The sequence below is a fragment of the Nocardioides endophyticus genome (genome assembly GCF_039543845.1).
Lineage (GTDB): Bacteria > Actinomycetota > Actinomycetes > Propionibacteriales > Nocardioidaceae > Nocardioides > Nocardioides endophyticus.
Map to the genome: position 1 here is coordinate 88429 of NZ_BAABKN010000014.1, position 26134 is coordinate 114562.

The following is a 26134-nucleotide window of genomic DNA, read 5'->3' on the forward strand; positions in this document are numbered from 1 at the left end:
GAGCGCTCGTGACCAAGACAATCTTCGTCGTCTGGGGAGACGACCTCCCGACCAGCCTGCGTGACCGCGGGCTGCACGCACGGCTCGCCGCGGCCGGCGTGCGCCGCCTCCAGGTCAACATCCAGGACGAGCACATCGCGGGAGCGATGCGGATCGACCACCTCGACGAGCCGATCGCGGGTTTCGTGACGGTCTGGGACGTCGAGGCGGCACCGGTCGCCGAGGTGCTGCGGACCGTCGCGACCAGCGTGCACGCGTACGCCGTCGACGAGCGCCGCCGCCTCGACCCGCCCGAGAGCTGGGACGGCAGCCGCGCCGACGCGCTCGCCAACGTCGCCGTTCTCCGGAGGCCGGACGAGCTCGACCAGGCGGAGTGGCTGCGGCGCTGGATGATCGACCACACCGCGGTCGGGATCCGCACCCAGGCCACGTTCGGCTACATCCAGAACATCGTCACGGCGCCCCTGACCGACGACGCACCACGCATCGACGGCATCGTCGAGGAGCTCTTCCCGAGCGCCGCGGTCACCGACATCCACGCGTTCTACGGCAGCGGCGGCGACGACGCCGAGCTCGGCCGTCGGATCGACGTGCTGATGGCGAGCGTCGGCCGGATCGGCGCCGACCGGCAGATCGACTTGGTGCCGACCAGCCGCTACCTCTACGCGCTCGGGTAGCTCCGCACGTCGACCACGTGGGGGTAGAACGCGACGTGACCGGCGATCGCGGCGACCGCGGCGTACGGCGCCTCGTAGGTCCACACGGCGTTGTCGTGGGTCTCACCGTCGGCGGCCAGGCTGTAGTAGGAGGCCTCGCCCTTGTAGGGGCAGTACGTCGCGTGGTCGGTGCGCTCCAGCAGGGTCGGGTCGACGTCGGACAGCGGCACGTACTGCACTGCCGGATAGCTCGCCTCCTGCAGTGTGAGCGCCGACGTGGTGTCGGCGACCGTGCGCTCCCCCAGCATCACGACGACCCGGTCGTCGTTGGGTGTGACGGTGATGGGGTGGTGGGCATCCGGGATCAGCACAGGCTTCTCGCTCATACCCGGAGAACACCGGCCGCCCGGCAAGGATTCCGGGCGGCCGGCATGTCGACCTGTTCAGCCCTTCGACTCCACCAGCCGCACCGGACCGAGAACCCCCGACGGCATCGCGTCCCAGTCCTGCGGCTTCTTGCCGGAGCGCCAGCTCATGAAGTGCGGCAGTTCGAGCTCGCCGCGCTGCGCCAGCGCACGGCACCGATTGGCAGCGAGGTTGGTGACCTCGAGCTCCAGCACGTTGCGGCCGCGACGGAGCGCGCCTCCCAGCGGGACCCGGTAGGGGATCGCCCACGCCGTCCCGACGTCCACCCCGTTGACGCGCACCCGCGCGCTCTCGCACAGCTCGCCGAGGTCGAGCAGCCAGTCGCGCTTCGCGTCGGCAGCATCGAGCTCGAGCGTCGTCCGGTAGAGCGCGGTGCCCGAGAACGCGACTTCGGCCGGTCCGAGCTCGGACCACGACACCAAGGCGTCGAGCCTTCGAGCGGCCGGCAGCTCCGGGCCGCCCTCCACGAAGGTGAGCTCCCACGGGCCGTCGACCGCTCGGGTGCGGCCGCCGGGGATCGCCAGGTCGGCGACGGGGCCGGCGAGCCGGCGCCGGTCGAACGTGCGCAGGATGACGCTCTGCCCGGGCTCCAGGTGCAGCCGCACCTGGGTACGACGACCCGCAGCCCGCTGCTCGGCTCGACCCCGCGTGTTGCGGAGCGGGTCGAGCAACCCGACCGAGCGCGCGTCGACGCCGATCTCCTGCCAGCCCGAGACGGTCTCGGCGCCGACGTTGGCGACGAAGTAGTGCCAACCCTGGCGATGCCGGCGGCGCAGCACCCGCAGCCCGGTGTCCGCGAGCGGCTCGCGCACCGCGCCTGCGCTCTCCAGCGCCGCGTCGAGCGCCGCACCCTGGGCAGCGACCACGACGTGGCCCCGACCGACTCGGTGCCAGCCGGTGCGTCCGCGCACCGGGCGGGCGGTCATCGCCTCGGCCAGCCGACGGAACCTGCGCCGACGGGAGGCCAGGTCGCCGTACCCCGGGACGTCGGAGGGCAGCCTGTCGACGAAGACGACGGTCCCGCCGCCAGCGGCCAGGTCGTGGAGCCGCTGCATGGTGTCGAGCGGGACGAGCTCGGCTCGCGGGACCACGACGACGGCGTACCGGCTGTGCCGGTTGCGGACCTCGCCACGACGACCCGAGAACTCCTGCAGCTGGGTGTCCGAGACCCAGTCGAGCTGCCAGCCGCGCTGCTCGATCGGCTCGACGACGGCGCCGGGCGACTCGGGGTCGCCGTACATCCACGGCGTGCCGCGCCAGGCGTAGTCGGGGGTGAGCTCGCGTTCCTCGCCGGCCAGACCGCCCTTCGGGCGCGACCACTGGTCGGCCTGCGGCCAGTAGACCAGGACGTCGTTGCCGTGCTCGCCGTCCTGGAGGATCGACTGGCAGCGGGTGATGTAGGCGTTCAGCTCGGGCAGGTCCCGCCACAGCGTGTTGGCGGGGCTGACCTCGGTCGAGGCGTAGAAGGAGAAGCCGGGCCAGGCGACGTCGTCCGGTGAGTACGCCGAACCGTGGAACAGCACGTGGTTGACGCCCGCCGAGAAGAGCAGGTCCACGGCGGGCTTCGCCTGCGACAGCGATACGTGGTAATGCTCGTCGCGCCAGGTGATCGTCTCCGCGCCGACCAGCGTCGTGCCCTTCAGGTGGGCCGACGAGGACGCCATCCGCCACACCAGCGACACCGGGGGCGCCGCCGTGCCGAGGCCCTGCCGGAGCCCGGGGATCGGCACGAGCTCGGCGCCGGTGTACTCGGTCTCCGGGATGTCGCTGGCCGCGTAGACGTCGAGCAGGTTGGCCGGCGACCCGTGGGCCTGGTTGCGGGTGAGCCAGCCGTGCCCCTTGCTCCACCTGCCCCAGGGCTTCGCGAACCGCTCGACGAAGAGCTCCGAGAAGGTCTGGCGTACGTCGGCCATCACCCGCAGCGCGGTGTCGTCGACGTCGCCCTCCGCGAAGACGTCGGGCAGGTACGGCGTGACGTCGTACCCGCGCAGCCGCTCGAAGTCGGCGAGGAACGTCCGGTGCCAGTCGGTCGCCTCCAGCTCGTAGGAGTCGTGGAACGACGCACGCAGGCCGCGCCGACCGGCGCCGAGCGCCGCGTCGAGTCGGTCGAGGTGCGGCCGCACCCCGGTGCCACCCGTGTAGTCCGACATCAGGCCCTTGCCGCCGGGCCCCGCGCGCTCGACCCGCTTGAGGGCGAGACCCGCGAAGACACCGGTGAGTTGCCAGCTGCCGGGAGGTGCCGTCCAGTCGAGCCGGCCGTCAGTGCCGACCTTGTCCGTCAGGACGACGGTCTCCCCGCTGGTCGCCTCGCGCGCCACCAGTGCGCTGAGCGGCGGCTCGGGCAGCGGGTCCATCGGCGGTCGCAGGTCGGGCCGCGACAGCTTCTCCTCATCGACGAGGCCAGGATGACCCGGCTGCTCGGTCCGCACCGGGTCCTCGAGCCGCTGCCCCTCAGTCAGCTGCCAGCGCGCGACGAGCGCCCGGCCGGCCGAGTGCTCCGGGGTGATCCACGGACCACCCATGGTCCACCCGGAGCCGCTGGTCAGGTCGACCTGCATGCCGAGCCGCGCCGCCTGCTTGGTCGTGTGGTCAAGCGCTGCCACCCACGGGGCGGAGAGGTACTCGAGGTCTCGGTCCTCGTACCCCTGGGCCTCGTAGATCGGCTGCACCTCGACCCCGCCGAGACCTGCCTGGTGCAGCTGGAGCAGGTTCCGGGTGAGCCCGGCACCGGTCACCGCGCTGCCGAGCCACCACCAGCGGACCCACGGCCGGGTCTCCGCGGTGAACCGCGGCCAGCGCAGGGCGGAGCTGCCGGTCTGGCGACCGTCCCCCGGCACCGGCGGCGCGGAGGAGGCCTCCCCTGGGGCGATGGTGGTGGAGACCGCAGCAGCTGCGACCGAACCCTGGACGAACGTACGTCGACGAAGCACGTGCACTTTCCCTTCCCGAGCAGGATGGTTGGCGTGAAACGCTGCCGCCGCTTGTGACGGCAGCCACACCCTGCCCAGTGGAAAGTGAATTGAAACGCTTCAATCGATCGCGGGTGTCCGATCGTCGGCTGAGAGCGTTGGAGACCTGGTCCCCAGCTAGATGAAGATCCCGAGGATCAGCACCACTATCAGGCCGGTCACCGACAGCACGGTCTCCATCAGCGACCAGGTCTTGATCGTCTGCCCGACGGTCATCCCGAAGTACTCCTTGACCAGCCAGAAGCCGGCGTCGTTGACGTGGGAGAAGAAGAGCGAACCCGCGCCGACCGCGAGCACGACGAGCGAGGTCTCACCCGTCGACAGGCCTTGGACGAGCCCGATCATCAACGAGCTCGCGGTGATCGTGGCGACCGTCGCCGAGCCGGTGGCGAGACGGATGAGTACGGCGAGCACCCAGGCGAGCAGCAGCACGGAGATGTTCGCGTCGCTGGCCCAGTCGGCCAGCCGGGTGCCGATGCCGGTGTCGACCAACACCTGCTTGAAGCCGCCGCCCGCGGACACGATCAGCAGGATGCCGGCGATCGGTGGGAGGGCGGCCGACACGGTGTCGGACAGCTTCTGCTTGTCCATCCCGACGCGGATGCCGAACGTGTACATCGCGACCAGGACCGAGATCAGCAGCGCGATGAACGGGTTGCCGATGACGTCGCCGACCTGCTGGACGTTGTTGTCGGGATCGTCGATGACGATGTCGACGATCGCCTTGCCGAGCATCAGCACGACCGGCAGCAGGACGGTGGCCAGGGTGACGGCGAACGACGGGCGGGTGATCGACTCGTCGCGCTCCGGAGCATCGAACGTGTCCGGCGCCTCGAGGGGCACCCAGCGGCCGGCGATGCTCCCGAAGAGCGGGCCGGCCACGACGATCGTCGGCACCGCGACGACCAGTCCGAGAGCGAGGGTGACGCCGAGGTCCGCGCCCAGGTAGTCGATGGCAGTGACCGGGCCGGGGTGCGGGGGCACGAAGCCGTGCATCGCGGACAGCCCGGCCAGGGCGGGGATGCCGACGGTGATCAGCGAGACCTGCGCACGCCTGGACACCAGGTAGATGACCGGCATCAGCAGCACCAGGCCGATCTCGAAGAACATCGGGAGTCCGATCAGCGCACCGACGCCGGCCATCGCCCAGGGCAACATCCGCCCGGACGCGTTGCCGACGATGGTGTCGACGATCTGGTCGGCGCCACCCGAGTCGGCCAGCAGCTTGGCGAACATCGCGCCCAGCGCGATCAGGGCGCCGACGCCCGCGGCCGTCGTACCGAAGCCGGTGGTGAAAGACACCAGGACGCCGTCATCGCCGCCGAGGTTCTCACCGGCGACGACGCCCACCGTGAGGGCGCCCAGGATCAGCGCGATGAAAGGGTGCAGCTTGAGCAGCGTGATCAGGACGACGATCACCGCGATGCCCGCGAGCGCCGCGGTGATCAGCTGCCAGCCTGCGGCTACCGGTTCGACGACGTCCATCAGGTCTGCTCGGTCTCACGGCTCATGTGGTCTACATACCCCTGCACGATGTCGTCGACACTCTGGTCCACATCGAGGACGATCCCGTCCTCGTCGGGCGCCAGCGGCTCCAGGGTCGCGAACTGCGAGGTGAGCAGCGAGGCCGGCATGAAGTGACCCGGTCTGGCGGCCTGCCGCGCGGCGATCACGTCACGTGTGCCCTCGAGCAGCAGGAACTGCACGTTCGGCGCGTGGTGCCGGATCTGGTCGCGGTACTTCCGCTTCAGGGCCGAGCAGCTCATCACACCGCCGTCCTCGTAGACGGCCAGCCACTCACCCACCAGCGCGAGCCACGGGAAGCGGTCCTCGTCGTTGAGCGCTTCGCCGCGGCTCATCTTGGCGATGTTGGCGGAGGGGTGGAGGTCGTCGGCGTCGGCGAACGGCACCCGGAACCGCTGCGCGATCGCCGCGCCGACGGTGGACTTGCCCGAGCCCGAGACGCCCATCACTACGAGAGGTCGCATGGACCTCAACCTAGCGCCCGAGCTAGTCGGAAGCGCCGCCCTCTGCTGACTCTGCCGGCGCCGACTGCTCGGCCGCGGGCGGGTCGGAGGCCGGGGTCGCCGGCTCGCTCGCGTGCTCGACCGCGGGTGGGGTCTCCTGCGCCGCGGGCTCCGCGGGCGGGGTCTCTGCGGCAGGCGTGGGGGTGTCCGCAGGCGGCTGGACCGGCGCCGCAGGCGCCTTCCTGGGCGCGTCCGAGGTGACCGGTGTCGACGGGTCGCCGGACGGCTCATCGCCCGCGGGCGGGTCGGACGGGTTCGCGGAGGGGTGCTCGCTGGGCTCCTCGGGGCCCACGACCTTGATGGTCATCGGCGCCGAGACGCTGCCCTCGAACCGGGCGCGGTCATAGAGCTTCCAGCGGTAGGTCGTGGACTCCTCGGGCCGTACGACGACCGACGGGTTCGGGCCGGGCGCGACGTCCACCGTCTCCCAGGGACCGTCGCCCGTCTTGGCCTCCAGGACGACCCGTCCGGTGACCGGGGCTCCCGAGCCGTCGACGACGCTGCCGGTCAGCGTGACCCGCTGCCCGGGCTCGACGGCGGCGTCCGGACCGGAGATCGTCGTACGCGTGGTGAAGCCCTCGAAGTCGTACGTCGTGACGCCGGTCGAGGTGCCGATCCGCCAGGAATCGGTGTTGAAGGCGTTGCCGTCACACCCGAACCCGACCATGTAGAAGCCGGCACCGTCGCCGCCCATGGCCTGGGTGAACGCCGAGATGCCCGACGACCCGACCACGCCACCGATCGGCTGCTGGGTCGACATGTCGTACTGCGTCCAGGCGAAGCCCTGCCCTGTCACGTTGACCGGGGTCCACACGCCTGCCGAGACGGCGAGTGGTGCGCGGCCGACCCACATCAGGCTGGTGCCGACGTCCTTCGGGGCCTGGTAGCCGACGTACGCCACACCGGTCGTCCCGGCGTCGGCGTGCACCGACATGCCAGCGGTCGTGGTGGCGGCGACCCGGTCGACGTAGCTGACCGACCCGATCGCATTGCCGCCCACGAGGTCGAAGCCGAGGCTGCGCCTGTTGCCGGGCCGACCGGGCACGACGCCGATCGTCGGGGCGACCGGCTCCGCCGTACGACCGAAGACAGAGTCGCAGCCGACCAGGTTGAGCTGGGACCGGCTGCCCTCGGGAAGGGCGGAGCCACGCACGACGACGGTCGAGTCACCGGACGCCTCGGCACCGGGCAGGGTCAGGGCGCCGGCCGCCACCACAGTCGCGACCGCCCCGGCCACGACCTTGAATCGCCGACGCACTCTGCTCTCCAGTTCCACCCGTTGCTCCCGAGATCCGGCTTACAGGCTACGTCGTATCCGGCTGGATGTTCAGGGAGTGGGCGAAGTAATCACCTGAGGTTCAGCGGGAGTTTCGCTCGGCGACGGGGTCGACGACTCCATGGGCGACGGGGTGGGCGCGTCGCTGGGGGTCGGCTCTCCCGTGGGTGACACGCCAGGGCTCTCACTCGGGGTCTCGCTCGGGCTTGCGTCGTCGGTCGGGTCCGGGCTATCGCTCGGGCCCGGGTCGTCACCCCTGCCCGGGCCGCCCTCGCGCACGTGGGTGATCGTCGTACCGCTGTCGTCGCTGGACCCGCCCGTGAACGAGGAGACCGACCGGCCGGCGATCACCTCGAACACGGTGATCACGACGACCGCGATCAGGAACAGCACTCCTGCGCCGAGGAGGATCCGTCGCCAGGGCAGCAGCGTCAGGCGCTCGCGCCAGCTCGGGGGCGCAGCCGCCAGCGCGGCGGCGTCCAGCTCTTCGTGCGCCTCCTCGAGCCGCTCGTCGGCGTGCTCCAGGTGGCCCTCCTGGGCCTCGACGTCGTCGGCGCGCTCGGCCCGGCGTACCTCTGCGTGCGCGATGCCGACCTTCTGCATCGCGCTCGCCTGCGCCTTGGCCAGGCTGCGCTTGCTGCTCGACAGGCCCTGGGTGAAGAGAGCGCTCGAGATGGTCACGACGATGCTGCCCACCGCCGCACCGATGATCGTCCCGACCGCGCCGAGCGTCGAGAGCAGGATCGCCGAGGCCACCGCCGCCAGCGCACCCGCGACCGTGCGGGTCCAGTCGATGTGGGCGCCATCGCTCTTGTCGTTCATCGCCGTCCAGTATGCCGAGCGCCTGGGCGCGCCAACTGCCTGTGCGCAGCGCCCAAGAAGGCCGTCTCAAGAGCCTACTGAGCGGTCACTTCGTGCAGGCGGCAGGCATGATGGGACCGTTCACCAGGAGCCACCCAGGAGGTGCACCGATGCAGCTGGCGCTGTCGGCCGAGGACGCCGAGTTCCGCGACCAGATGCGGGAGTTCTTCACCACGAAGATCCCGCAGGAGATCCGCGACGCCGTCCGTGATCGCCGCGAGCTCGGCAAGGACGCGTTCGTCCAGAGCATGCAGATCCTCAACGAGGCCGGCCTCGCGGTGCCGAACTGGCCCGTCGAGTGGGGTGGCCGGGACTGGACGCCGCTGCGCCGCCACATCTGGCACGAGGAGATGCAGCGCGCCTACGTGCCGACTCCCCTCGCGTTCAACGCCTCGATGATCGGGCCGGTGATCGCGCAGTTCGCCTCGCAGGAGATGAAGGAGCGGTTCCTCCCGAAGACCGCGAACCTCGACATCTGGTGGTCGCAGGGCTTCTCCGAGCCCGACGCCGGCTCCGACCTCGCGTCGCTGCGCACCAGCGCCGTACGCGACGGGGACGAGTACGTCGTCAACGGGCAGAAGACCTGGACCACGCTCGGCCAGTACGGCGACTGGATCTTCACCCTGGTCCGGACGAACCCCGACGTGAAGAGGCAGGCCGGCATCTCGCTGCTGCTGATCGACATGACCTCCGAGGGTGTCGACGTACGCCCGATCGAGCTGATCGACGGAGGCCACGAGGTCAACGAGGTCTGGTTCGACAACGTGCGCGTGCCCGTCGAGAACCTCGTCGGCGAGGAGAACCGCGCCTGGGACTACGCCAAGTTCCTGCTCGGCAACGAGCGCGTCGGCGTCGCCCCCGTGGGCGCCACCAAGAGCTCGCTCGCGCAGGCGAAGGAGTGGGCGGCCACCATCTCCGTCGGCGACGACAAGACGCTGCTCGACGACCCGCTCGTCTCGACCCGGATCGCCGAGCTCGAGAACGAGCTGCTCGCCCTCGAGCTCACCGCGCTGCGCGTGGTGGCCAACTCAACCGACGGCAAGCCGCACCCGGCCTCGTCAGTGCTCAAGCTCAAGGGCACCGAGCTCCAGCAGGCGGTGACCGAGCTGATCGTCGACCTCGCCGGCCCGGCCTCGGCCGCCAGCGGCGCCCGCGACGACTCGGACCTGCCCTGGTGGGCCACGCACTCCGTGCCGGTCTACCTCAACTTCCGCAAGGCCTCGATCTACGGCGGCTCCAACGAGGTGCAGCGCCAGATCATCGCCCGCACGATCCTGGGACTCTGAGGAGGAGACATGGACTTCACCTATGACGAGGAGCAGCAGGCGCTGCGCGAGGCCGTCCGCGGTCTGGTCGGCAAGGCCTACTCCGACTTCGAGAACCGCCGCCGGGCCGCAGCCGACGACCCCGGCTTCAGCGAGAAGGTCTGGACCCAGCTCGCCGAGATGGGCGTGCTGGGGTTGCCCTTCGACGAGGCGTACGGCGGCATGGGCGCCGGCGCGATCGAGGTGGGCATCGTCGCCCAGGAGCTCGGCCGGGTCGTCGCACCCGAGCCGTTCCTGACCTCGGTGGTGCTGGCCGGCGGCCTGATCGCCGCGACCGGCTCCGAGGAGCAGAAGACCGAGCTGCTCGGTGCGCTGTCGGCCGGCGAGCTGGTCCCGACCCTCGCGCACGCGGAGCCCGGCTCACGCTGGCAGCCGACCGCCTCGGCCGTCACGGCGACCGGCTCGGGTGACGCGTGGACCCTGTCCGGCGTCAAGGAGCCGGTGCCGAACGGCGTACGCGCGGACGTGCTCGTGGTGAGTGCCGCGCTGCCCGACGGCGGCACCGGTCTGTTCGTGGTCACCTCGGACGCGTCCGGGCTCACCCGCGACGGCTACCCGACCCACGACGGCGGCCGGGCCGCGAAGGTGACCTTCGCCGAGACCCCCGCCGTGCCGCTGGGCCCGGCCGAGGACCGCGCGGGTGTGGTCGCTCGGGTGCTCGACATCGCCCGGATCACCGCGTGCAATGAAGCGATCGGGCTGATGGAGGTAGCGCTCGAGAACACGACGGCGTACCTCAAGAGCCGCAAGCAGTTCGGCGTCACGCTGAACACCTTCCAGGCGCTGAACTTCCGCTCGGCCGACATGTACGTGTCGCTCGAGCTCGCCCGCAGCCTGGCGACCTGGGCGTCGATGGTGCTGGCCGAGGGCTCCGGCGAGGAGGCCGCCACCGCGGCAGCCCGCGCCTCGCTCGGCGTCAGCCGCGCCGGCCGGCACATCGGCCAGGAGGCGATCCAGCTCCACGGCGGCATCGGCATGACGGCGGAGTACAGCATCGGCACCTACACGAGCCGGCTCACCGCGCTCGACCACCTCTTCGGCGACGGCAACCACCACCTGGGGCTGCTCGCCGCGGGCATCGGCGGGTACGACGAGGTCGACCCGCTGCCCTGATCCCGCGGGCTGGGTTATCCACAGATCGACGAACGGTGGTGTCCCCGGGCCTCCGGCCCGGGGATGCTGCTTTTCATGGACGTCCGCCTCGAACATCCCGCCTTCCGGGCCACGGTCGCCGACGTCGCAGCCGCCGCTGACCGACTCCGCACCGACCGCGACCGGGTCACCCGCCAGGTCGACGTCCTGCTCGACGGCGGCTGGAGCGGACCGGCCGCTGCGGCGTACGCCGAGGGCTGGTCGGACTGGTGCGCGGGCGCCGAGCGGGTGCTCGACGGGCTGGTCGAGATGGGCCGGCTCCTCGCCGCGGTCCATGCGGACCTGACCGAGCGCGACCTCGGCTCACAGTCCGCGATAGATCGGCTGACGGCGAGGTTGGGCTGATGGCTGGGTTCGATTCTCTGGCGGTGGACCTCGATCTGCTCGACGAGACCGTCGCGGACATGGCTCGCTCGGGTGAGGCGCTCGACGTGCTGCTCGACGAGGTCTCGCGACGGGTGGCGGCGCTGCACGTGACCTGGGCCGGCTCGGCGGCCATCGCCCAGGAGGGCGCGCAGGCGGAGTGGGCGGCCGGGTTCCGCGACATGCGCGCGGCGCTCGCTGCAATGCGGGCCGTCGGTCGGACGGCCCACGACAGCTATCGCGACGCCGCCGCGACCAACCTGCAGATGTGGGAGCAGGTCTCGTGAGGCTGGCGGTCAGCGAACAGGGCTACTCCTCCGCGGTGGAGTCGCTGGTGAGCGGCAACAAGCTGGCCGCCCAGACCGCGACTCGCCTGGCCGGACGCCTCTGGGGGTACGGCGGGATGGCCGGCGACGACTCGACCGCCACCGACTTCGCGACGTCGTACGACGATGGTGCGGGTGCGTCGATCGAGGCGCTGGAGTCGATGGTCGGTGCCTTCGGCGCGCTCGGGAAGCTGGTCGAGGCGTCGTTGTCGAACCACGCCCACGCCGATGCGCGATCCACCCTGCCTGGTTGGGCGCGGTCGGTGGTCGGCCCTCCGACGGTGGCCGACCACGCCGTCGGCGTACTCCTGGCGCCGCCGCCCTCCTCGCTCGGCTCCGACTCCGGTGGACCGGGCGGCGCAGCCGGGCTCGTGCTCGACGTGCTGCAGGACGTGTTCTGGCCGAGCGCCGACACCGGCCGCTTGCGTGCGGCCGCCGACGCCTGGACCACCGCCGGCGTGGCCGTCGGCCTGCTGTCCGCCCACTGCGACTCGGCGCTCGCCGCTCTCGACGGCGAACGCTCCCCCGAGGTCCCGGTCGCCGTCGCCGTGATCCGCGACGTACGGTCCCGGGTCGTCGACCTCGCCGCCCAGCTCGACGCCCTCGGCGCCGCTTGCTCCGAGTACGCCGAGCACGTCGACACGAAGCGCTCCGAGCTCCTCTCGCTGCTGGAGGACCTGGCCCGGGAGCTCGCCCTCGGCGCGATCATCGCCGGCGGCATCTCGATCGTCTCCGGTGGTGCTGCCGCCGGAGCAGCCGGCGGCCTCGGCGCTGCTCGCCTCGCCGCCGCCAGCAGCAAGGCCCGCGGCATCCTCGACAGCCTGCGGGTCCTGGCGGGTGGCACCGCCCTCGGCGTGCGGCCGGTGGCCGTGACGGCGGGTGAGATCGGCGCGCGCACCGAGCGGATCAATGCCGCGCGGGTGATGTTGATGGAGGCAAGTGGGCAGGGCGTTGCCCGCGGGTATCAGCTAGGGAAACTCCGGCCGGGCTGGTTGCCAGCGCACGAGAAGTTCGGCCACACGATGGAACGACACGTCGGCAGGTCAGTCGAGTACCTACGGGGGCGGCTGCGAGACCAGCCACGACTAAAGGCCGCCTCCACCTTTCGCAATCAGAAGGAGGCAGAGACGGCGATCGAGCGCACCCTCCGGCGCAACGAGCAGGAAGTTCTCGACTGGCTCAAGACTGCCAAGGACAGCCAGGCGTTTCGGGCTGACCTCGGGAATGACATCGGCGACGTGTTGGTCCGAGCAACCGGTGAGGTCGTGCAGGCCCACAAGGTCAAAATCGTGCTTCTGCCGGACAGATCAGCGACCGGCGGCTGGCGGTTGATCACGGCCCATCCGTACCTCTGAGGCAGAATTGTGATCATGAGCCGCAGCGCACTCTCCACGTTCGTCGGCGTGTATCTCGACGAAGACATCTTCGAGAACTACGCCAACGAGTTCGAGGCTGTCGACGACTTCGCCGGCAAGAACCCTGAACTGGCCAGCAAGCTGCCCGCCGAGATCTTGAGCGTTCTCGGAACGCACGACGACGAGGCGAGTCTCGAAGCACTCCTCCAGGAGTTCGGAATCGGGATCGACACCGATGGCCTCACCTACCGCGAGTGGCTCACCCAGATCGCCGACCGGGTCCGAGCAGCGACCGTCTGAGCAGGACACCAGGCCTGGGAGGTCATACCAATCGTGGCGCAGAGACCACAATTCGTATGACGTCCCGGACCCGGAGGCGAGAAACGCACCGAAGTCATCGCACGTGCGTCTGGAGGCGCAGCATCTCGAACTCGACCTGGCGCTGCTGCTGCTGGCGCATCGCCTGAAGTCGCTGGTGCTTGTCCTCGTTCGACATCGCCCGCCACTGCTGACGGCGCTGCATGTGGATGGTGCTCATGACGTTCCTCTCGGGCAGATGCCCGCCACCCTGGCGAGCACGCCCATCGTGGGCTCCCCCGCTTGGGGGCCACTGGGAACCGACTTGAGGCGCGTCAGCCCGCGGGCTTCTCGCTCTCCGCGAGCCGCTCGTGCAGCCGGTCGCGGACCTGCTCGGGGGACAGCTGCGCCCGTTGGCGCTGGTCGCGCGCGATGATGGCCCCGGACGCGGCCACTCCGGCCACTCCTGCCAGCCCGAGAATCTTCCACAGCTTCACGAGGACTCCTCCATGACACTGGACCGTCGATGACAATCACGCTCGACCAGGCGGTCGACCTGACGCGCACCGGGGACCTGTGGCTGTTCCGCGGGTCCTCGGCCGCTGACCACGCTATCCGGATGGTGACGAACGCGCCCGTCAACCACGTGGGCATGGCGGTCGTGCTCGACGACCTGCCGCCGCTGATGTGGCACGCCGAGCTCGGCAAGGGGCTGCGCGACGTGTGGACGGACAACCACCACCGCGGCGTCCAGCTGCACGACCTGCGCGAGGCCGTGGTCCAGTGGACCGGGCGCTACGAGCAGCAGGCGTGGCTGCGCCAGCTCGACGCCCCGGTCACCCGCGAGATGGAGGACGCGGTGCTGCAGACGATCGCGCGGCTAGACGGCACGCCGTTCCCCTCCACGGCCAAGCTGGTCGGGCGCTGGGCGCGTGGTCGGGTACGGCGCGCCGCGTCGGCCGAGCTGACCTACTGCGCCGAGGTCGTCGCGGCTACGTACGAGGCGATGGGGCTGCTCGGCACCGGCCGCCCGACCAACTACTACGACCCGGGCCGGTTCTGGTCCGGCGACGACCTCGAGCTGCTCCGCGGAGCCCAGCTCGGCACCGAGATAGCGGTCGTCACCTGACGTAGCGATCGGCCACCACGGCAGGCTGGTCGACGGGGTGCCCACTCTGGATCGACCAGGCGAGGCGCACCAGCTGCGCGTGCGACCACACCAGCGGTGTGGCCGAACGTGTTCCCTCGCCTGCCGGGCAGCACGCCCGACCGCTCGGCGACCGCTGGTCCCAGACCTGCTCCGCGAGCATGTCGCTCGGGCCGGACGCCACCGCCATCGTGGCCAGGTACTGCGCGGCATCCTCCCCCGCGGCCACGGCGTACTCCCCTCGCTCGCCGGTGAGGATCGGCCACCCGCGGCCCAGCGTCTTGTGGGCGCCCGGGTCCGTGATCACCCACTGTCCGCCGGATCGCGTCTCGCCGTACCCGTCGCGGGTGAACCGGTGCCAGAACGGGCCGAGCGGGGTGTCGACCTTCAACCGAGCGTCCACGACGGCGAGGCTGTTGCGCACCGCCGGGTCGTCGGGCGAGAGGATGCCGAGGCGCACCAGGTCGAGGAAGCTCGGGTCCACCACTCGACGCTGGTCGATCTTCTTCGGACCACCGTCACCCATCTCGTACGTCGTGCCGCGGTTGGGCCGACCGTCCTTGGTCAGGCGCAGGAAGTACGGCGCGGCCGACAGCGGACCGTTGCGGGTCACCGTCCACCGCTTGACCCGTGACTGCCACCGGTCGGCGACGGCCAGCCACTGGCGCGCCAACCGAGGATGCCTCTTCACCCTGGCCAAATCGGCCGCTGAGACGAGCCCGGCGATCTGGGCGGCGATCGAGTTGGGCGAGTAGCCGGACTGGTTCTCCCACCTCTCCTGCGGGCTGTACGGCGCCCGCCGACCCGTGTCCTCGTCGCGGAAGGACACCAGGAAGCGGGCCGCCTTGCGCACGCCGCGCCAGGTCGCCGCGTCCCGCTTCCCGACGAGGTGCGCGAGCACGATCGGGAGCGCGACCTCGTCGAGCTGGAGCTCGCTCCACACCGGCTTGCCGGACACGTCGGAGTTCTGCGGGAAGGAGCCGTCCTTCTTCTGCTGGGTGCCGAACAGCCAGCCGACCATCCGGCGCGCGGCGGCTCGGTCGCCTATCGCCCACAGGGCTGTGCCGAACTGGTAGGCGTCGCGTGACCAGACGAGGTGGTAGGCCCCCGACGGCGACGACAGGTCCTTCACTTCGTCGCCCCACACCCACGGGGCCGACGGCGAGGCGATGAAGGCCCCGCGGTGCACCTTGTCCTCCGCGGCGGCGAGGACGAGCGCGGAGGCGAGGTACTGGTCGCGTACGGCGTCCGCGCTCGCCGGCACGTCCTTCAGCCCGGCGAGGTAGCGGTGCCAGCCGCGGTCGTAGCGCGCGCTCACGGCAGACCAGCTGGTCGTGGCGGTGCTCCCGGACGCCTCGGCCGCACCCTGCGGCCGCTTCCCGAAGCCCAGGGCCAGCCTCGCCTGGAGCGGCGCCGCCGGGCGTGCCGTGCCGCCGACTCGGCCGACCTGGACGACGTTGCCGGGCCCGGCAGGCTGGTCGACCCGGTCGAGGTCGCCGTCCTGGCGCAGGTCGCGCCACGGGTCGGAGCCCGTCCCCAGCAGCCCCGTCGCCGTCTGGGTGAACGCCGGGCGTGACCGCAGTGCGGTCGACACGTTGCCGTCGTGGGCGGCGAGGAAGTGGCGCCGGGTCGTGCCGTGGTCGTCCATGCCGTCGTTGCCGAGCGCGGGGTCGTAGAGCGCGTAGAGCCGGTAGCTGCCACCGTCCAGGGACTCGAGCCGTGCCCGGACCACGAGGCTGTCGTGCCGCGGGTCCGTGACGACCTCCTGGGTCAGCCGGTAGCGGTCCGGGTGGCGGTTGCCGGACTGCCGGAACCGCAGGCTGCGCGGGTCGGGTCGGGTGACAGCGGCAGCGGCCGTCGGACGGTCGACGAAGCCGTCGCCGACGACCACGAGCTCGAGGGTCCGCACACTCGGCGTCGACAGGTCGGGGTAGAAGACTTCACTGACCCGTCCGCCCTGGAGCGTGAACCAGACGTTGCTGCCGCGCGAACGCGCCGCACCGAAGCCGGTCTTGTCGGCCTCGGTCCAGGTGGACTTCGCACCTGGCGCCGGGGCGGACGCCGCGTTGACGGGAGCGAGGGAGACGCCGGCGACCGCGGTGGCGAGCACCGCGGCGCCGGCGATCAAGCGTGGGTCCATGAGGCGCCGGTACCCCGTGACCCGCGTCACAAACGACGATCAGGCAGGCGCGCCCTGCGACTTCCAGTACTCGTTGAGCGCACCGTTGGTCTTCACGAACCAGACGATCGCGCCAACGAAGAAGAACCAGCCGAGCAGCAGGAACCAGAGCCCGGTCGCGGCACTCACCGGCTTCTGCTGACCCTTGCGCGCGTAGAGGCCACCGACCTCGTTCGAGCTGAGGAAGGGCATCACGATCGAGACGACGATCGCGAGGATCAGTGCGATCGGGCCGCCGATGCCGTTGCCGGTGTGCTGCTTCATCTCGTCGTGGGTCTTGTAGTACCAGTACCAGGTGTAGAAGCCGAGCGTGACGATCGTCAGCAGGACGCAGGTGCCGGTGCTGCGGACCTTGCCGATCGGGCCGTCTGCGGGTCCGGCCATCGGCGCCAGCGCGCCGCCCGCCATTGCCGGCGCCGGGACGCCGCCGGTCGGAGCGGGTGCAGGGGTGCCGTACGGCGGAGGCGCGGAGGCGGTGGGGTCGTTGCTCTCGGTCATGACACAGTCCTCAGGTTGATGGGACGAACACCTGAGGCTAGGGCCGCTGCACCCCGTCGGCGGCCATTTCCGCCAAACCCTCGGGTGTGTCAGAGCCCGGTCGTCAGGTCAGGGTCAACAGGCTCATCGCCGGCATCGGGAGCGTCAGGTCGACGCTCACGGTGCCCGCGGCGTCGGCCATGACCGCCCGCGGGGACTCGATTTCGTCGAGCCGATCGGCCGCCTTGAGCTGCGCCCACTGCTCCGCGTCCGGCCAGTCCTGGCCGTCTTCACGCAGCCGACCCCAGGCCGCCGCGACGTTGGAGTGGTGCTGGTCCACCCGCTCGTGCACCAGCTGGTAGGTCGCTCCGGGCTCCAGCCCGGTGAGCTCCACGCGGACGTCACGGGCGAGCTCGTCCGATCCGGCCGCCTTGGTCTGGTCCAGCGTGAGGTTCCACAGCAGGGCGGTGACGCCGATCTCTCCGGTGGCCGCGATCACCTCGATGAGCGATCCGGCACCGTCGCCCGTCGACGACGCCGCCAGCCGGCGCGATCCGAGCCGCTCCAGCATCGCCAGCGCCCACCACCGTGGCTTGCGCAGCTCACCGACGGTGCGCAGCCCGAATCCACCGTGCAGCAGGGCAGGCGGCCGGCCCAGCTCCTCGAAGTGGTCGGAGACCACCCAGTAGGACAGCGCCTCGATGCGGCCCATCGCCGATGCCATCCCGCGCAGCAGGAAGGTGCCCGCGAAGACCGCGTCACTGACCTCGTTGAAGTGCGTCGGCGTGACACCCCACTCGGTCCACCAGATGGGCGTGCCCTCGTGGCCGTAGCGCGCGAGCGTCGGCCTGAAGTCCAACGGCGGCGAGCCGTAGGTGTGGGTCGAGATGAAGTCGACCGGGACGTCGGCCTCCTCGGCGTGCGCGAGCAGCTCCTCGACCCAGCCGGCCGCCGCGGACGACGGGCCGCCGACCACGAGCCGGTCGTCGACCGAGCGGACCGCGGCGACGGTGACGTCGTACATCTGGAGGTACTCCTCGGGCGTGCCCGACCAGAAGACCTCGAGGTTGGCCTCGTTCCAGACCTCGAACGACCAGTGCTCGACGACCTCGTCGCCGTACCTCTCGATGAGGTGCGCCGTCAGGTCGCGCACCAGGTCGTGCCAGCGGCTCCAGTCCTTCGGCGGCGAGACGATCGCGTCGTAGTCGAAGACCGTCTTCGACGGGTCGCTTGCCAGGTCGTGCGGCATGAAGGAGATCTCGACGACCGGATAGAGCCCGAGCGCGCGGACGTGGTCGTAGACCCGGTCCACTCCCCCGAAGTCGTGGACCGGGCCCCCGTCCACCTCGCGGTAGACGCCGAGGTCGTCGCAGAGGATCGCGTGCGCCCGCACATGGGTCACACCGAGCTCCTCGTGCGCGGCGCGCAGCGCCGCCGAGAGCTCCTCCCCGACCACGCTGCCTCCGGTGGTGTCGGTCGAGAGCGCGTGGGACAGGTGCTCGGACCCGATCATCGGCCGCCACGGCCGGTCCAGCTCACCGAGGTCCGAGCCGGTGTCGATCGAGACGGTCACCGACCCCGCCGTCGCGAGCGGCACCGCCGACACGGGCGCGGACAGCGGGCCCTCGACGTGCACGTCGGAGAGCGACGCGACGGCGTACCACCGCTCCACCCCCGGCGTCCCCGTCGTGTCGACGTACGGCGGGTGCGGGACCGCGAGCACGTCCCGGCCGGCGTGGTCGAGCTCCGACCACGGGCCGTTCGCGCTCTCGGCCACGTGGACCTGGTAGCCCACGGCGCCGTCGACCGGCTTCCAGTCGAGCGTCACCTGGGACCCGCCGGCGACTGCGACCGTGCCGTCGGGCGGATCGAGCTCTGGTGCGTTGCCGGCGAAGGAGACGCCGGTGCGCAGACCGATCCGGGAGTTCCAGTCAGCGCGTGCGTCGCTGTTGGCAGAGCTCATCGGGCGAACACCTCCTGCTTCATCAGCGGACGCAGGGAGGTCTCCAGGGCGCCCCGGGCGACGTAGCGCCGCATGTCGTCGTCGGCCAGCGCGTTGCCGAGCGCGGCCATCACCATCCCCTGGTCGAGGGACAGGTAGTGCTTCGAGACCTGGCCGCTGCGGACCGCGACGGCGTCGTAGAAGCCACCCCTGCCGTAGGCGTCGAAGTCGCGCTCGATCTTGGCCAGGTTGGCGCGCGCCGCCTTCGGCGCGTAGCGCAGCGCGAGGAACGACGCGTGCGGCGTCACCACCCCGTCGCCATACGACGTCGGCGCGGGCGAGCCCTCGCGACAACCCTCGAAGGGCTGGTCGACGGTCGTGCGCTCCTGGTCGGAGGTGTAGCCGGCACCGTCCAGGCCGAGCTGGTCGACGCCGTATTCGCGATACCCGCCGGCCGGGTTGTTGGAGGGCGAGAAGCCCCAGTAGCCGTAGGCCGCCTCATCCAGTCCGTGCTGGATCTGACCGCGCACGTAGCGCGGGTGGTTGACGCCCCACGACCGCGCGCCCCACCGCTCCTCGGGCACGAACAGCGGCACCATCAGCGCCTCGAACATGCTGCCGCCCCAGGTCGGCACGATGTTGGTGCCGCGATACGGCAGGGCACCCTCGAAGACGTCGATGCTCTCGCCGCCGGCGGAGTAGCTCTGCCACGAGCCGACCGGCTTGGTCTCCGTCCACGCCCAGTCGCAGGTGTCGTTGGGGAAGGTCCGGAACGTGCCGTAGTAGTGCTTGGCCGGGATCTGGCCGGACGCGATGCCGAGGTAGGACGCCATCCGCGGTTCGGTGTTGAACGCGCCGTAGTGGTGGCCGGTGTACCAGACGTCGGTGCCCATGTCGCAGTAGTCGCCGAGGACCGGCGCGGTCTCCTGCGGGTCCTCGTCCCAGAAGCCGCCGCGGATCTGGCCTCCCTGGCCTTCGGCCTCGTTGTAGTAGCAACCGAAGTCCATGCCGTCGCGGATCGCGTCGGCCCTCGGCTTCAGCTGCCGATCGGCGCGGGAGACCAGCAGCAGCGCGGTGGCGAGCCACCCGTTGTCGACGCTGGAGAGGAACGGCTTGATCGTGCTGCCGTCGGTCGGGAAGGTCCGGAGCTTCTCGCCGTTCGCCGGGCTGTACCAGTTGTAGAACATGCCGGACGCCTCGTGGCGCTCCAGGTCGGCGACCGTGCCGATGGTCCGCGCCATCCGGCGGTGCGCCTCACGCTTGTCGATCAGTCCGGTGTCGCGGGCGACGACCGTCGACCAGAGGTAGGCGCCGATGTTGGTGGGCGAGGTGTACGCCGCACGCGAGCCAGCGCTGAGATCGCCGCCGACGTTGTCGGCGGGCAGCCCGGTGCGGGGCACCACCATCGCCCGGACCGACCGCCATGTGTCCGCGGCGTACCTCTCCAGGGTGCGGTCACCACGGTCGTGGCCGCGTCGTTCGTTCTCGAGGTCGGCGCTCGCAACGGAGGCCGGAGCAAGCAGGACGGTCGCGAGAGCGGCGACCAGGACGGTGCGCACCGAGTTGCGCATGAGGATCTCCTGACGGGTTGGTTACTTCATGCCGGTCATGGCGACGCCCTGCATGATGTAGCGCTGCAGGAGCAGGAAGACGACGAGCACGGGGATGACGACGACGACCGAGCCGGCGAGCAGCAGGCCGTACTGGGTGGCGTTCTGGCCGACGGCGTACAGCGCGAGCGCGACGGGCAGGGTGAACTTGTCCTCCGAGGTGGCGACCACCAGCGGCCACAGGAAGTTGTTCCACGACGTGAGGAAGGTGAGCACGCCCAGCGTGGCGATCGCCGGCCCGCACAGCGGCATGATCACGCGGGCGAAGATCGTCAGCTCACCGGCGCCGTCGACGCGGGCGGCCTGGATCAGCTCGTCGGGCAGGCCGAGGATGTACTGCCGCATCAGGAACACCCCGAACGGCCCGGCCAGGAACGGCAGGATCATCCCGGGCAGCGTGTTGGTGAGGCCGAGGTTGGTGGTCAGCACGAAGAGCGGCACGAAGGTCACCACGCCGGGCACCATCAGCGTGCCGAGCACCAGCGCGAAGAGCACCCGCTTGCCGGGGAACTCCAGCTTGGCGAGGGCGTAGCCCAGCATCGAGCAGAAGACGACGTTGCCGAGCGTCACCGCGACGGCGACGATCGTGGAGTTCAAGAAGTACGTCGGGAAGTCGAGCCGGGTGAAGAGCTGGTCGTAGTTCTCCGTCGTCACGTCCTGCGGCCACCAGGTGGGCGGGATCGCGCGTACCTCGGCCTCGGGCTTGAACGACGACACCACCATCCAGATGAACGGGACGACGACCAGGAAGAGGCCGACCGCCATCACGACGTACAGCCAGCCGGGGGTGCGGATGCCGTCGGCACCACGCTTCTGCTTGGGGGCCTTCCAGTCCGCCGGCTCCTCCGGTACCGCGGTCGGGGTCGCGAGGGTTTGGGTCATGTCGATCAGTCCTTGGTCCGCAGCAGGCGGAACTGGAAGAAGGTGAGCAGCACGATCGCGAGGAAGAGCAGGTAGCTGGCGGCCGCGGCGTACCCGTAGTTGCCGTAGCCGAACTGGTCGAACGTGAAGAACGTGACCGACCGCGTCGAGTCGAGCGGCCCGCCCTTCGTCATCACGAACGCCTCCTCGAAGAACTGCAGGTAGCCGATGCCGGTGATGACGGCACCGAAGAGCAGCACCGGTCGCAGTGCCGGCAACGTGATGAACCGGAAGCGGCTCCAGCCGGACGCGCCGTCGACCTCGGCTGCCTCGACCTGCTCGCGCGGCACGGTCTGGAGCCCGGCCAGGAAGATGACCATCAGGGTCCCGAAGTTGCGCCATGCGGCCATCACCACCAACGACGGCAATGCGGTGGTCGTGGAGTCGAGCCAGGCCGGCCCGTCGATGCCGACCCAGCCGAGCGCGGCGTTCACCAGGCCGCCCTCGTCGCGCAGGATGTACTTCCAGACCACCGAGACCGCGACGATGCTGGTCACGACCGGGAGGTAGAAGCCGACGCGGAAGAAGCCGCGCGAGCGGCTCAGCCCGTTGAGCCCCACGGCGACCGCGAGCGCGAGCGCCATCGTGAGCGGCACGCCGAGCACCAGGTAGAGCAGGGTGTTGAGCGTGACCTTGCGGAAGAGCGGGTCCTGCACCAGGTCGACGTAGTTGTCGAGGCCGACGAACTGCACCGCGAACGGCGAGCGCAGGTCGGTGCTGCGCATGTCGGTGAAGCTCATCCCGAGGCTCGCGAGCACCGGACCCGCCGTGAACACCAGGAAGAGCACGACGAACGGCGAGGCGAGGATCCACCCGGCGACGGCCTGCCCCCGCCGATCCGGCGGTCGAGCCTGTCGAGACCCCCGCATCCGAGCGGGGCCCTGTGTCACGGCGCTCATGTCAGAGCCCGGTGCCGATCGACTGCGCGTCGGACTGCATCTGCTTGACCGCGTCCTCACCGGACAGGTCGCCCCGCGCGGCCTGCTCGACGAGACCGTCGATGGAGGCCGCGACCTGTTCCCAGGTGGGTACGGCGGGGGGCGACTGCGCGTCGCTGAGCTGCTCGCCGAACACCTTCAGCTGCGGGTCGGTCGACAGCTCGCCGGTCTCCCACGCGGCCTGCACGGCCGGCAGGTCGCCGACCTCGTCGTAGAAGTCCTGCTGGACCTCGGGCTCGGACAGCCACTGCACGAGCTTCCAGGCACCGTCGGGGTTGTCGGAGTCCTGGAAGACGGCCAGGTCACCGCCGCCCACGAACGACGTACCCATGCCCTCGTCCTTGCCGGGCAGAGGTGCGACGGCGTACTCGCTCTCGTCGAGCCCCGCGTCCTCGACCAGGCCGGTGTGCCACGGCCCGGAGATGAAGGAGCCGAACGTCCCCTCGGCGAAGCCGCTCTCCAGCTCGCCCGGGTCGAGCGTGCGGGTGAGCGAGAGCCCGTCGTCGAAGTACGACGTGTAGTAGTCGAGCGCCTCGGCCATCTCGGGCGAGTCGATCGTGTACTCGGTGCCCTCCTCGTTGGTGAGGGTCGCGCCGTCGGTCCAGGCGAACGGGAGATAGCTCTGCCAGGAGCCGGTCTGGCCGGGCTGCAGGTTGAGCCCGTACTTCGCGCCGCCCTTGGACTCCAGGTCCTTCGCGAACTGCTTGAGGTCGTCCCAGTTCGTCGGCGCTTCGTCCCAGCCGGCCTTCGTGGCCAGATCCGTGCGGTAGAAGAGGACCCGGGTCTCGACGTACCAGGGCACGCCGTACGACGTGCCGCCGACCTCGGTGGACTGCCAGGCACCCGGGAAGTAGTCCGTCTCCTCGACGAGGCCCTCCGGGGTAGGCATCAGGCCACCCGCCTCGGCGAACTCGCCCATCCAGGTGGTGCCGATCAGGCTCACGTCGGGGCCCTCGCCGGCCGCGATCGCAGTGGAGATCTTGTCGTGCGCGGACTCCCACGGGACCGCGGTGACCTTCACCGTCGCGTCGGGGTTGGCGTCCTCGAAGTCTTCGACGAAGTCACCGAGCTTCTCGCCCTCGGTGCCCATGGCCCAGACCTCGATGGTGCCCTCGGCCTTGCCGTCGGAGATCGCGGTGCTCTGCTCCTCGCCTTCTGCTCCGGTGTCGTCGCTGCGTCCGCAGGCGGTGAACGCGAGGCTGGCTGCGGCCGCGAGGCCGACCAGACTGATGGTGGTGCGGTTCATGCGTGTTCCTTCCCGAGTGTGGTGCTGGTGCGGATCACGAGCTGCGTGGGCAGGACCTCGTGTCGTGGTGTGCTGCGGGTCCCGACGATCAGCTCGTCGAGCAGGCGTGCGGCGGTCGAGCCGAGGGCGCGCATCGGCTGGCGCACGGTGGTCAGGCCGGCGTACCGCGCGGCCATCACGTCGTCCCAGCCGGTGACCTTGACCCGGCCCGGGATGTCGACGCCGGCGGCGCGCAGCCGGCCGAGCATGCCGAGCGCGAGCTCGTCGTTGGCACAGACGAAGGCGTCGGGCAGCGCGCGGGTGAGGTAGTCGCCGACGAGGTGCGCGCCGGCGGTCTCGTCGAGGTCGTCGACGTGGTGGAGCTCGACGTCGTGAGATACCTCCTGGACCCCGGCGAAGCGCTCGGCCACGTCAGGGGAGGTCGAAGGGTCCCCGACGAAGACCAGGCGGTGGGCGCCGAGGTCCAGGAGGTGCTGGGTGAGCGCCTGCGCGCTGATGCGGTTCTCCGCGTTGACTGCGTCCACGCCGCCGACGGGCGGGCGGGCGACGAGAACGACGTTGGCGCCACGGGCCGCGAGTCGCTCGACGCTCTCGTCGGAGACGGTGCGGCCGAGGATCACCAGCCCGTCACAGCGCTCGGCCATCGCCTGGACGGCTGCGTCCGCGTCGTCGCGGCCGCGGGTCGAGAGGATCAGCACGGACCGGCCGAGCTCGGCGGCGACCGACTCGTAGCCGAGCACGACCTCGGCGTAGTAGGGGCCGGACAGGTCCGGGAAGACGATGCCGTTGGCGGCGTGCCGGCGCTCGGCGAGCTGGCGGCCGAGCTGGCTGGGCACGAACTCGAGAGCGGCCGCAGCGGCACGGACCTTGTCCCGGGTCGCCGGTCGCACGGCCTCGGAGTCACGCATCACCCGAGAGACCGTGGCGATGGAGACGCCGGCCTCCCGCGCGACGTCGCGGATCGTTGCCCTCATCCGCGCCACCTCCCGAGTTGGTGATGAAACCGGTTACACGCAGTCTTTACCCGGGTGTAACCGCGATCACACCTCCGGGTTCCAGGCTTTACTTCCGGGGTGTCGTGGCGGGGTAGTCCCTGACGTCATGGCGCTCGCTGGGCGAGAAAGGGAGCCACATCGGCAGGCGCTACCCCGACGATGGAGTGCATGAGCAGCCTCAGCGAGACCCGCGCGACGTACGAGCTCGCGGCCACCGCGTTCCTCGACCTGGCGGCGCAGGTGCCGCTCGAGAGGTACGCCGAGCCCGGCCTCGGCAACTGGGACCTCCGTGCACTGATCGGGCACACCGGCCGCTCGTTCGTCACGGTGGCGACGTATCTGGCCACCCGGGCCGACGCGGTCGAGACCGAGGACGCTGCCGACTACTTCGCGGTGGTGAACCGGCTGGCCCACGGCACCACCCGCGACGCCATCCACCAGCGCGGCATCGAGGCGGGGGTGGCCCTCGGCGAGGACCCGCTCGCCAGCCTGCGCCGGTCGCGCGAGGAGGCCGACCTCGCGCTCGGGATGCTCGACGGCGTGGACGTCGTGGTGACGACCGCAGGCGGGGGCATGCGCGTGAGCGACTACCTGCCGACTCGCACCTTCGAGCTGACCGTGCACTGCCTCGACATCGCCCGCGCCACCGGCCTGGACTTCACCCCGCCCACCGAAGCCCTCGCCGACACGCTCGCCCTGGCCAGCGCCAGCGCGCTGCGACAGGGGCTCGGCACCGATGTACTCCTGGCCCTCACCGGCCGCCAGCCGCTGCCGCAGGGCGCATCGGTCGTCCCCTGACCGCGAGTCAGAGGAGCGAGCTGGCGTCCCCTGGGACGTCGACGGCGTGCTCCTGGAGGCGCGCGAGCGGCACGATCTCGAGGGTGCGCGCGTTGGTCGATGCGAGTACGACGGGCGGGGCGAGCCCGTCCTCGTAGGCTTCCAGCCACCGGGAGGCGACCACGCACCAGCGGTCGCCGGGGGCCAGGCCGAGGAAGCCGTACTCCGGCCGGGGCGTCGAGAGGTCGTTGCCGACCGTGCGCTGGTGGCGGAGGAAGTCCTCGGTCACCACGGCGCAGATCGAGTGCAGCCCCACGTCCTCGGGACCGCACGAGCAGTAGCCGTCGCGGTAGAACCCGGTCATGGGTTCGGTGCCGCACGGCTCGAGCTCGCCACCGAGGACGTTGCGCTCTGCCATCGTCGAGACAGCTCAGTCGGCCAGCGACCAGACGCCGGGCTGACCCTTGGTCATCACGCCCTCGGCGACCAGCGCTTGGCGGGCCCGCCGAGCGGCGTACCGCCAGCGCAGCTCACCCTCGGGGGTCTTGTCGTGGTCGGCCGTCGTGAGACGCTCACCCAACGCGGCCTCCAGCGCGACGAACAGGTCCTCCTGCTCGAGGTTGCCGCCGTGCTCGCGGAGCACCTCGAGGATGTCGGCCTTGAGGGCGTCGGGCGGGGTCCACTTGCGCGGGACCACGCGGGCGGGTGCCGACGGCGGGGCCACCTTGCGCCGAGTCACGGGCGAGGCCCGGGGCGTCGAGACCCGGGCGGCAGGCGGCGGTGGAGGTGCCGGCGGGTTGCCGTGGATGCACGTGCTCCAAGGAAGGTCACACAGGTCGCAGTAGTCCGGCTCGCTCATCGCTGCCAAC

The 26134-nt window shown here is 70.8% G+C and carries 27 protein-coding genes; 9 read left to right on the top strand and 18 right to left on the bottom strand.

Annotated elements, in window-relative coordinates:
* Positions 1-8 precede the first annotated feature (8 nt).
* On the top strand, positions 9-677 hold the full coding sequence (locus ABEA33_RS10585) for a hypothetical protein (RefSeq protein WP_345526736.1): 669 nt from the start codon (positions 9-11) through the stop codon (positions 675-677).
* On the opposite strand, the gene ABEA33_RS10590 is transcribed toward ABEA33_RS10585, so the two are convergent.
* From ABEA33_RS10590 to ABEA33_RS10615, 6 genes are all read right to left on the bottom strand, one after another.
* A complete protein-coding gene (locus ABEA33_RS10590; protein ID WP_345526737.1) occupies positions 662-1042 on the bottom strand; it encodes a DUF427 domain-containing protein in 381 nt (126 codons plus the stop codon). The genes ABEA33_RS10585 and ABEA33_RS10590 overlap by 16 nt on opposite strands.
* Before the next feature lie 57 nt (positions 1043-1099).
* Positions 1100-4012, bottom strand: a complete 2913-nt coding sequence (locus ABEA33_RS10595; RefSeq protein WP_345526738.1) for a glycosyl hydrolase — start codon at positions 4010-4012, stop codon at positions 1100-1102.
* Positions 4013-4168: 156 nt separating this feature from the next.
* Positions 4169-5536, bottom strand: coding sequence for a GntP family permease (locus ABEA33_RS10600; protein ID WP_345526739.1), 1368 nt, complete (start codon positions 5534-5536; stop codon positions 4169-4171).
* Positions 5536-6039: a gluconokinase gene (locus ABEA33_RS10605; RefSeq protein ID WP_345526740.1), complete on the bottom strand. Its 504-nt coding sequence runs from the start codon at positions 6037-6039 to the stop codon at positions 5536-5538. The genes ABEA33_RS10600 and ABEA33_RS10605 overlap by 1 nt, the downstream gene beginning before the upstream one ends.
* A 22-nt stretch (positions 6040-6061) precedes the next feature.
* Positions 6062-7336 carry a hypothetical protein gene (locus tag ABEA33_RS10610; RefSeq protein WP_345526741.1) on the bottom strand — a complete coding sequence of 425 codons (1275 nt, stop codon included), beginning with the start codon at positions 7334-7336 and terminating at the stop codon, positions 6062-6064.
* Positions 7337-7405: 69 nt separating this feature from the next.
* Positions 7406-8176 carry a hypothetical protein gene (locus ABEA33_RS10615; protein WP_345526742.1) on the bottom strand — a complete coding sequence of 257 codons (771 nt, stop codon included), beginning with the start codon at positions 8174-8176 and terminating at the stop codon, positions 7406-7408.
* Between the two features lie 149 nt (positions 8177-8325).
* On the opposite strand from ABEA33_RS10615, the gene ABEA33_RS10620 reads away from it, so the two are divergent.
* From ABEA33_RS10620 to ABEA33_RS10645, 6 genes are all read left to right on the top strand, one after another.
* A complete protein-coding gene (locus tag ABEA33_RS10620) occupies positions 8326-9501 on the top strand; it encodes an acyl-CoA dehydrogenase family protein (protein ID WP_345526743.1) in 1176 nt (391 codons plus the stop codon).
* Between the two features lie 9 nt (positions 9502-9510).
* A complete protein-coding gene (locus ABEA33_RS10625) occupies positions 9511-10653 on the top strand; it encodes an acyl-CoA dehydrogenase family protein (RefSeq protein ID WP_345526744.1) in 1143 nt (380 codons plus the stop codon).
* A 75-nt stretch (positions 10654-10728) separates the two neighbouring features.
* Entirely contained in the window at positions 10729-11037 is a 309-nt protein-coding gene (locus ABEA33_RS10630; protein WP_345526745.1) for a WXG100 family type VII secretion target, read from the top strand.
* Positions 11037-11342 (top strand): WXG100 family type VII secretion target, encoded by a 306-nt coding sequence (locus ABEA33_RS10635; RefSeq protein ID WP_345526746.1) that lies wholly within the window; start codon positions 11037-11039, stop codon positions 11340-11342. Before ABEA33_RS10630 ends, ABEA33_RS10635 begins: the two co-directional genes overlap by 1 nt.
* Entirely contained in the window at positions 11339-12736 is a 1398-nt protein-coding gene (locus ABEA33_RS10640) for an RNase A-like domain-containing protein (RefSeq protein ID WP_345526747.1), read from the top strand. Before ABEA33_RS10635 ends, ABEA33_RS10640 begins: the two co-directional genes overlap by 4 nt.
* A gap of 15 nt (positions 12737-12751) precedes the next feature.
* Entirely contained in the window at positions 12752-13036 is a 285-nt protein-coding gene (locus ABEA33_RS10645) for a contact-dependent growth inhibition system immunity protein (RefSeq protein WP_345526748.1), read from the top strand.
* Positions 13037-13130: 94 nt separating this feature from the next.
* On the opposite strand, the gene ABEA33_RS10650 is transcribed toward ABEA33_RS10645, so the two are convergent.
* Positions 13131-13274, bottom strand: coding sequence for a hypothetical protein (locus ABEA33_RS10650; protein WP_345526749.1), 144 nt, complete (start codon positions 13272-13274; stop codon positions 13131-13133).
* Positions 13275-13368: 94 nt separating this feature from the next.
* Positions 13369-13530, bottom strand: a complete 162-nt coding sequence (locus ABEA33_RS10655) for a hypothetical protein (RefSeq protein ID WP_345526750.1) — start codon at positions 13528-13530, stop codon at positions 13369-13371.
* 29 nt (positions 13531-13559) lie between these two features.
* On the opposite strand from ABEA33_RS10655, the gene ABEA33_RS10660 reads away from it, so the two are divergent.
* A complete protein-coding gene (locus ABEA33_RS10660) occupies positions 13560-14162 on the top strand; it encodes a hypothetical protein (RefSeq protein ID WP_345526751.1) in 603 nt (200 codons plus the stop codon).
* On the opposite strand, the gene ABEA33_RS10665 is transcribed toward ABEA33_RS10660, so the two are convergent.
* From ABEA33_RS10665 to ABEA33_RS10700, 8 genes are all read right to left on the bottom strand, one after another.
* On the bottom strand, positions 14155-16320 hold the full coding sequence (locus ABEA33_RS10665; RefSeq protein WP_345526752.1) for a glycoside hydrolase family 15 protein: 2166 nt from the start codon (positions 16318-16320) through the stop codon (positions 14155-14157). The two genes, ABEA33_RS10660 and ABEA33_RS10665, sit on opposite strands and share 8 nt — an antisense overlap.
* Positions 16321-16359: 39 nt before the next feature.
* Positions 16360-16857: a DUF4234 domain-containing protein gene (locus tag ABEA33_RS10670; protein WP_345526753.1), complete on the bottom strand. Its 498-nt coding sequence runs from the start codon at positions 16855-16857 to the stop codon at positions 16360-16362.
* 103 nt (positions 16858-16960) lie between these two features.
* Positions 16961-18799 carry a GH39 family glycosyl hydrolase gene (locus ABEA33_RS10675; protein WP_345526754.1) on the bottom strand — a complete coding sequence of 613 codons (1839 nt, stop codon included), beginning with the start codon at positions 18797-18799 and terminating at the stop codon, positions 16961-16963.
* Positions 18796-20349, bottom strand: coding sequence for a glucoamylase family protein (locus ABEA33_RS10680; RefSeq protein ID WP_345526755.1), 1554 nt, complete (start codon positions 20347-20349; stop codon positions 18796-18798). Before ABEA33_RS10680 ends, ABEA33_RS10675 begins: the two co-directional genes overlap by 4 nt.
* 21 nt (positions 20350-20370) lie before the next feature.
* Positions 20371-21270, bottom strand: a complete 900-nt coding sequence (locus ABEA33_RS10685) for a carbohydrate ABC transporter permease (protein ID WP_345526756.1) — start codon at positions 21268-21270, stop codon at positions 20371-20373.
* Between the two features lie 5 nt (positions 21271-21275).
* On the bottom strand, positions 21276-22208 hold the full coding sequence (locus ABEA33_RS10690; protein WP_345526757.1) for a carbohydrate ABC transporter permease: 933 nt from the start codon (positions 22206-22208) through the stop codon (positions 21276-21278).
* A gap of 1 nt (position 22209) precedes the next feature.
* Entirely contained in the window at positions 22210-23493 is a 1284-nt protein-coding gene (locus tag ABEA33_RS10695) for a sugar ABC transporter substrate-binding protein (protein ID WP_345526758.1), read from the bottom strand.
* A complete protein-coding gene (locus tag ABEA33_RS10700; RefSeq protein ID WP_345526759.1) occupies positions 23490-24467 on the bottom strand; it encodes a LacI family DNA-binding transcriptional regulator in 978 nt (325 codons plus the stop codon). The genes ABEA33_RS10695 and ABEA33_RS10700 overlap by 4 nt, the downstream gene beginning before the upstream one ends.
* A gap of 189 nt (positions 24468-24656) precedes the next feature.
* Here ABEA33_RS10700 and ABEA33_RS10705 point away from each other — a divergent pair, with 189 nt between their 5' ends.
* Complete coding sequence (locus ABEA33_RS10705) at positions 24657-25286, top strand: maleylpyruvate isomerase N-terminal domain-containing protein (RefSeq protein ID WP_345526760.1); 630 nt, start codon at positions 24657-24659, stop codon at positions 25284-25286.
* 7 nt (positions 25287-25293) lie between these two features.
* Here ABEA33_RS10705 and ABEA33_RS10710 read toward each other — a convergent pair whose 3' ends face one another.
* Both ABEA33_RS10710 and ABEA33_RS10715 read right to left on the bottom strand, forming a co-directional pair.
* Entirely contained in the window at positions 25294-25683 is a 390-nt protein-coding gene (locus tag ABEA33_RS10710; RefSeq protein ID WP_345526761.1) for a DUF2237 family protein, read from the bottom strand.
* A gap of 12 nt (positions 25684-25695) precedes the next feature.
* The gene (locus tag ABEA33_RS10715) at positions 25696-26124 is read right to left on the bottom strand and encodes a hypothetical protein (RefSeq protein WP_345526762.1); all 429 of its coding nucleotides are present in this window, start codon (positions 26122-26124) and stop codon (positions 25696-25698) included.
* Positions 26125-26134 lie beyond the last annotated feature (10 nt).

Coding starts and splice junctions, on each gene's coding strand:
- ABEA33_RS10590 (WP_345526737.1), bottom strand. CDS start 1,042: ATGAGCGAGAAGCCTGTGCTGATCCCGGATGCCCACCACCCCATCACC.
- ABEA33_RS10600 (WP_345526739.1), bottom strand. CDS start 5,536: ATGGACGTCGTCGAACCGGTAGCCGCAGGCTGGCAGCTGATCACCGCG.
- ABEA33_RS10605 (WP_345526740.1), bottom strand. CDS start 6,039: ATGCGACCTCTCGTAGTGATGGGCGTCTCGGGCTCGGGCAAGTCCACC.
- ABEA33_RS10615 (WP_345526742.1), bottom strand. CDS start 8,176: ATGAACGACAAGAGCGATGGCGCCCACATCGACTGGACCCGCACGGTC.
- ABEA33_RS10620 (WP_345526743.1), top strand. CDS start 8,326: ATGCAGCTGGCGCTGTCGGCCGAGGACGCCGAGTTCCGCGACCAGATG.
- ABEA33_RS10625 (WP_345526744.1), top strand. CDS start 9,511: ATGGACTTCACCTATGACGAGGAGCAGCAGGCGCTGCGCGAGGCCGTC.
- ABEA33_RS10630 (WP_345526745.1), top strand. CDS start 10,729: ATGGACGTCCGCCTCGAACATCCCGCCTTCCGGGCCACGGTCGCCGAC.
- ABEA33_RS10635 (WP_345526746.1), top strand. CDS start 11,037: ATGGCTGGGTTCGATTCTCTGGCGGTGGACCTCGATCTGCTCGACGAG.
- ABEA33_RS10645 (WP_345526748.1), top strand. CDS start 12,752: ATGAGCCGCAGCGCACTCTCCACGTTCGTCGGCGTGTATCTCGACGAA.
- ABEA33_RS10650 (WP_345526749.1), bottom strand. CDS start 13,274: ATGAGCACCATCCACATGCAGCGCCGTCAGCAGTGGCGGGCGATGTCG.
- ABEA33_RS10660 (WP_345526751.1), top strand. CDS start 13,560: ATGACAATCACGCTCGACCAGGCGGTCGACCTGACGCGCACCGGGGAC.
- ABEA33_RS10665 (WP_345526752.1), bottom strand. CDS start 16,320: ATGGACCCACGCTTGATCGCCGGCGCCGCGGTGCTCGCCACCGCGGTC.
- ABEA33_RS10670 (WP_345526753.1), bottom strand. CDS start 16,857: ATGACCGAGAGCAACGACCCCACCGCCTCCGCGCCTCCGCCGTACGGC.
- ABEA33_RS10675 (WP_345526754.1), bottom strand. CDS start 18,799: ATGAGCTCTGCCAACAGCGACGCACGCGCTGACTGGAACTCCCGGATC.
- ABEA33_RS10680 (WP_345526755.1), bottom strand. CDS start 20,349: ATGCGCAACTCGGTGCGCACCGTCCTGGTCGCCGCTCTCGCGACCGTC.
- ABEA33_RS10685 (WP_345526756.1), bottom strand. CDS start 21,270: ATGACCCAAACCCTCGCGACCCCGACCGCGGTACCGGAGGAGCCGGCG.
- ABEA33_RS10690 (WP_345526757.1), bottom strand. CDS start 22,208: ATGAGCGCCGTGACACAGGGCCCCGCTCGGATGCGGGGGTCTCGACAG.
- ABEA33_RS10695 (WP_345526758.1), bottom strand. CDS start 23,493: ATGAACCGCACCACCATCAGTCTGGTCGGCCTCGCGGCCGCAGCCAGC.
- ABEA33_RS10700 (WP_345526759.1), bottom strand. CDS start 24,467: ATGAGGGCAACGATCCGCGACGTCGCGCGGGAGGCCGGCGTCTCCATC.
- ABEA33_RS10705 (WP_345526760.1), top strand. CDS start 24,657: ATGAGCAGCCTCAGCGAGACCCGCGCGACGTACGAGCTCGCGGCCACC.
- ABEA33_RS10710 (WP_345526761.1), bottom strand. CDS start 25,683: ATGGCAGAGCGCAACGTCCTCGGTGGCGAGCTCGAGCCGTGCGGCACC.
- ABEA33_RS10715 (WP_345526762.1), bottom strand. CDS start 26,124: ATGAGCGAGCCGGACTACTGCGACCTGTGTGACCTTCCTTGGAGCACG.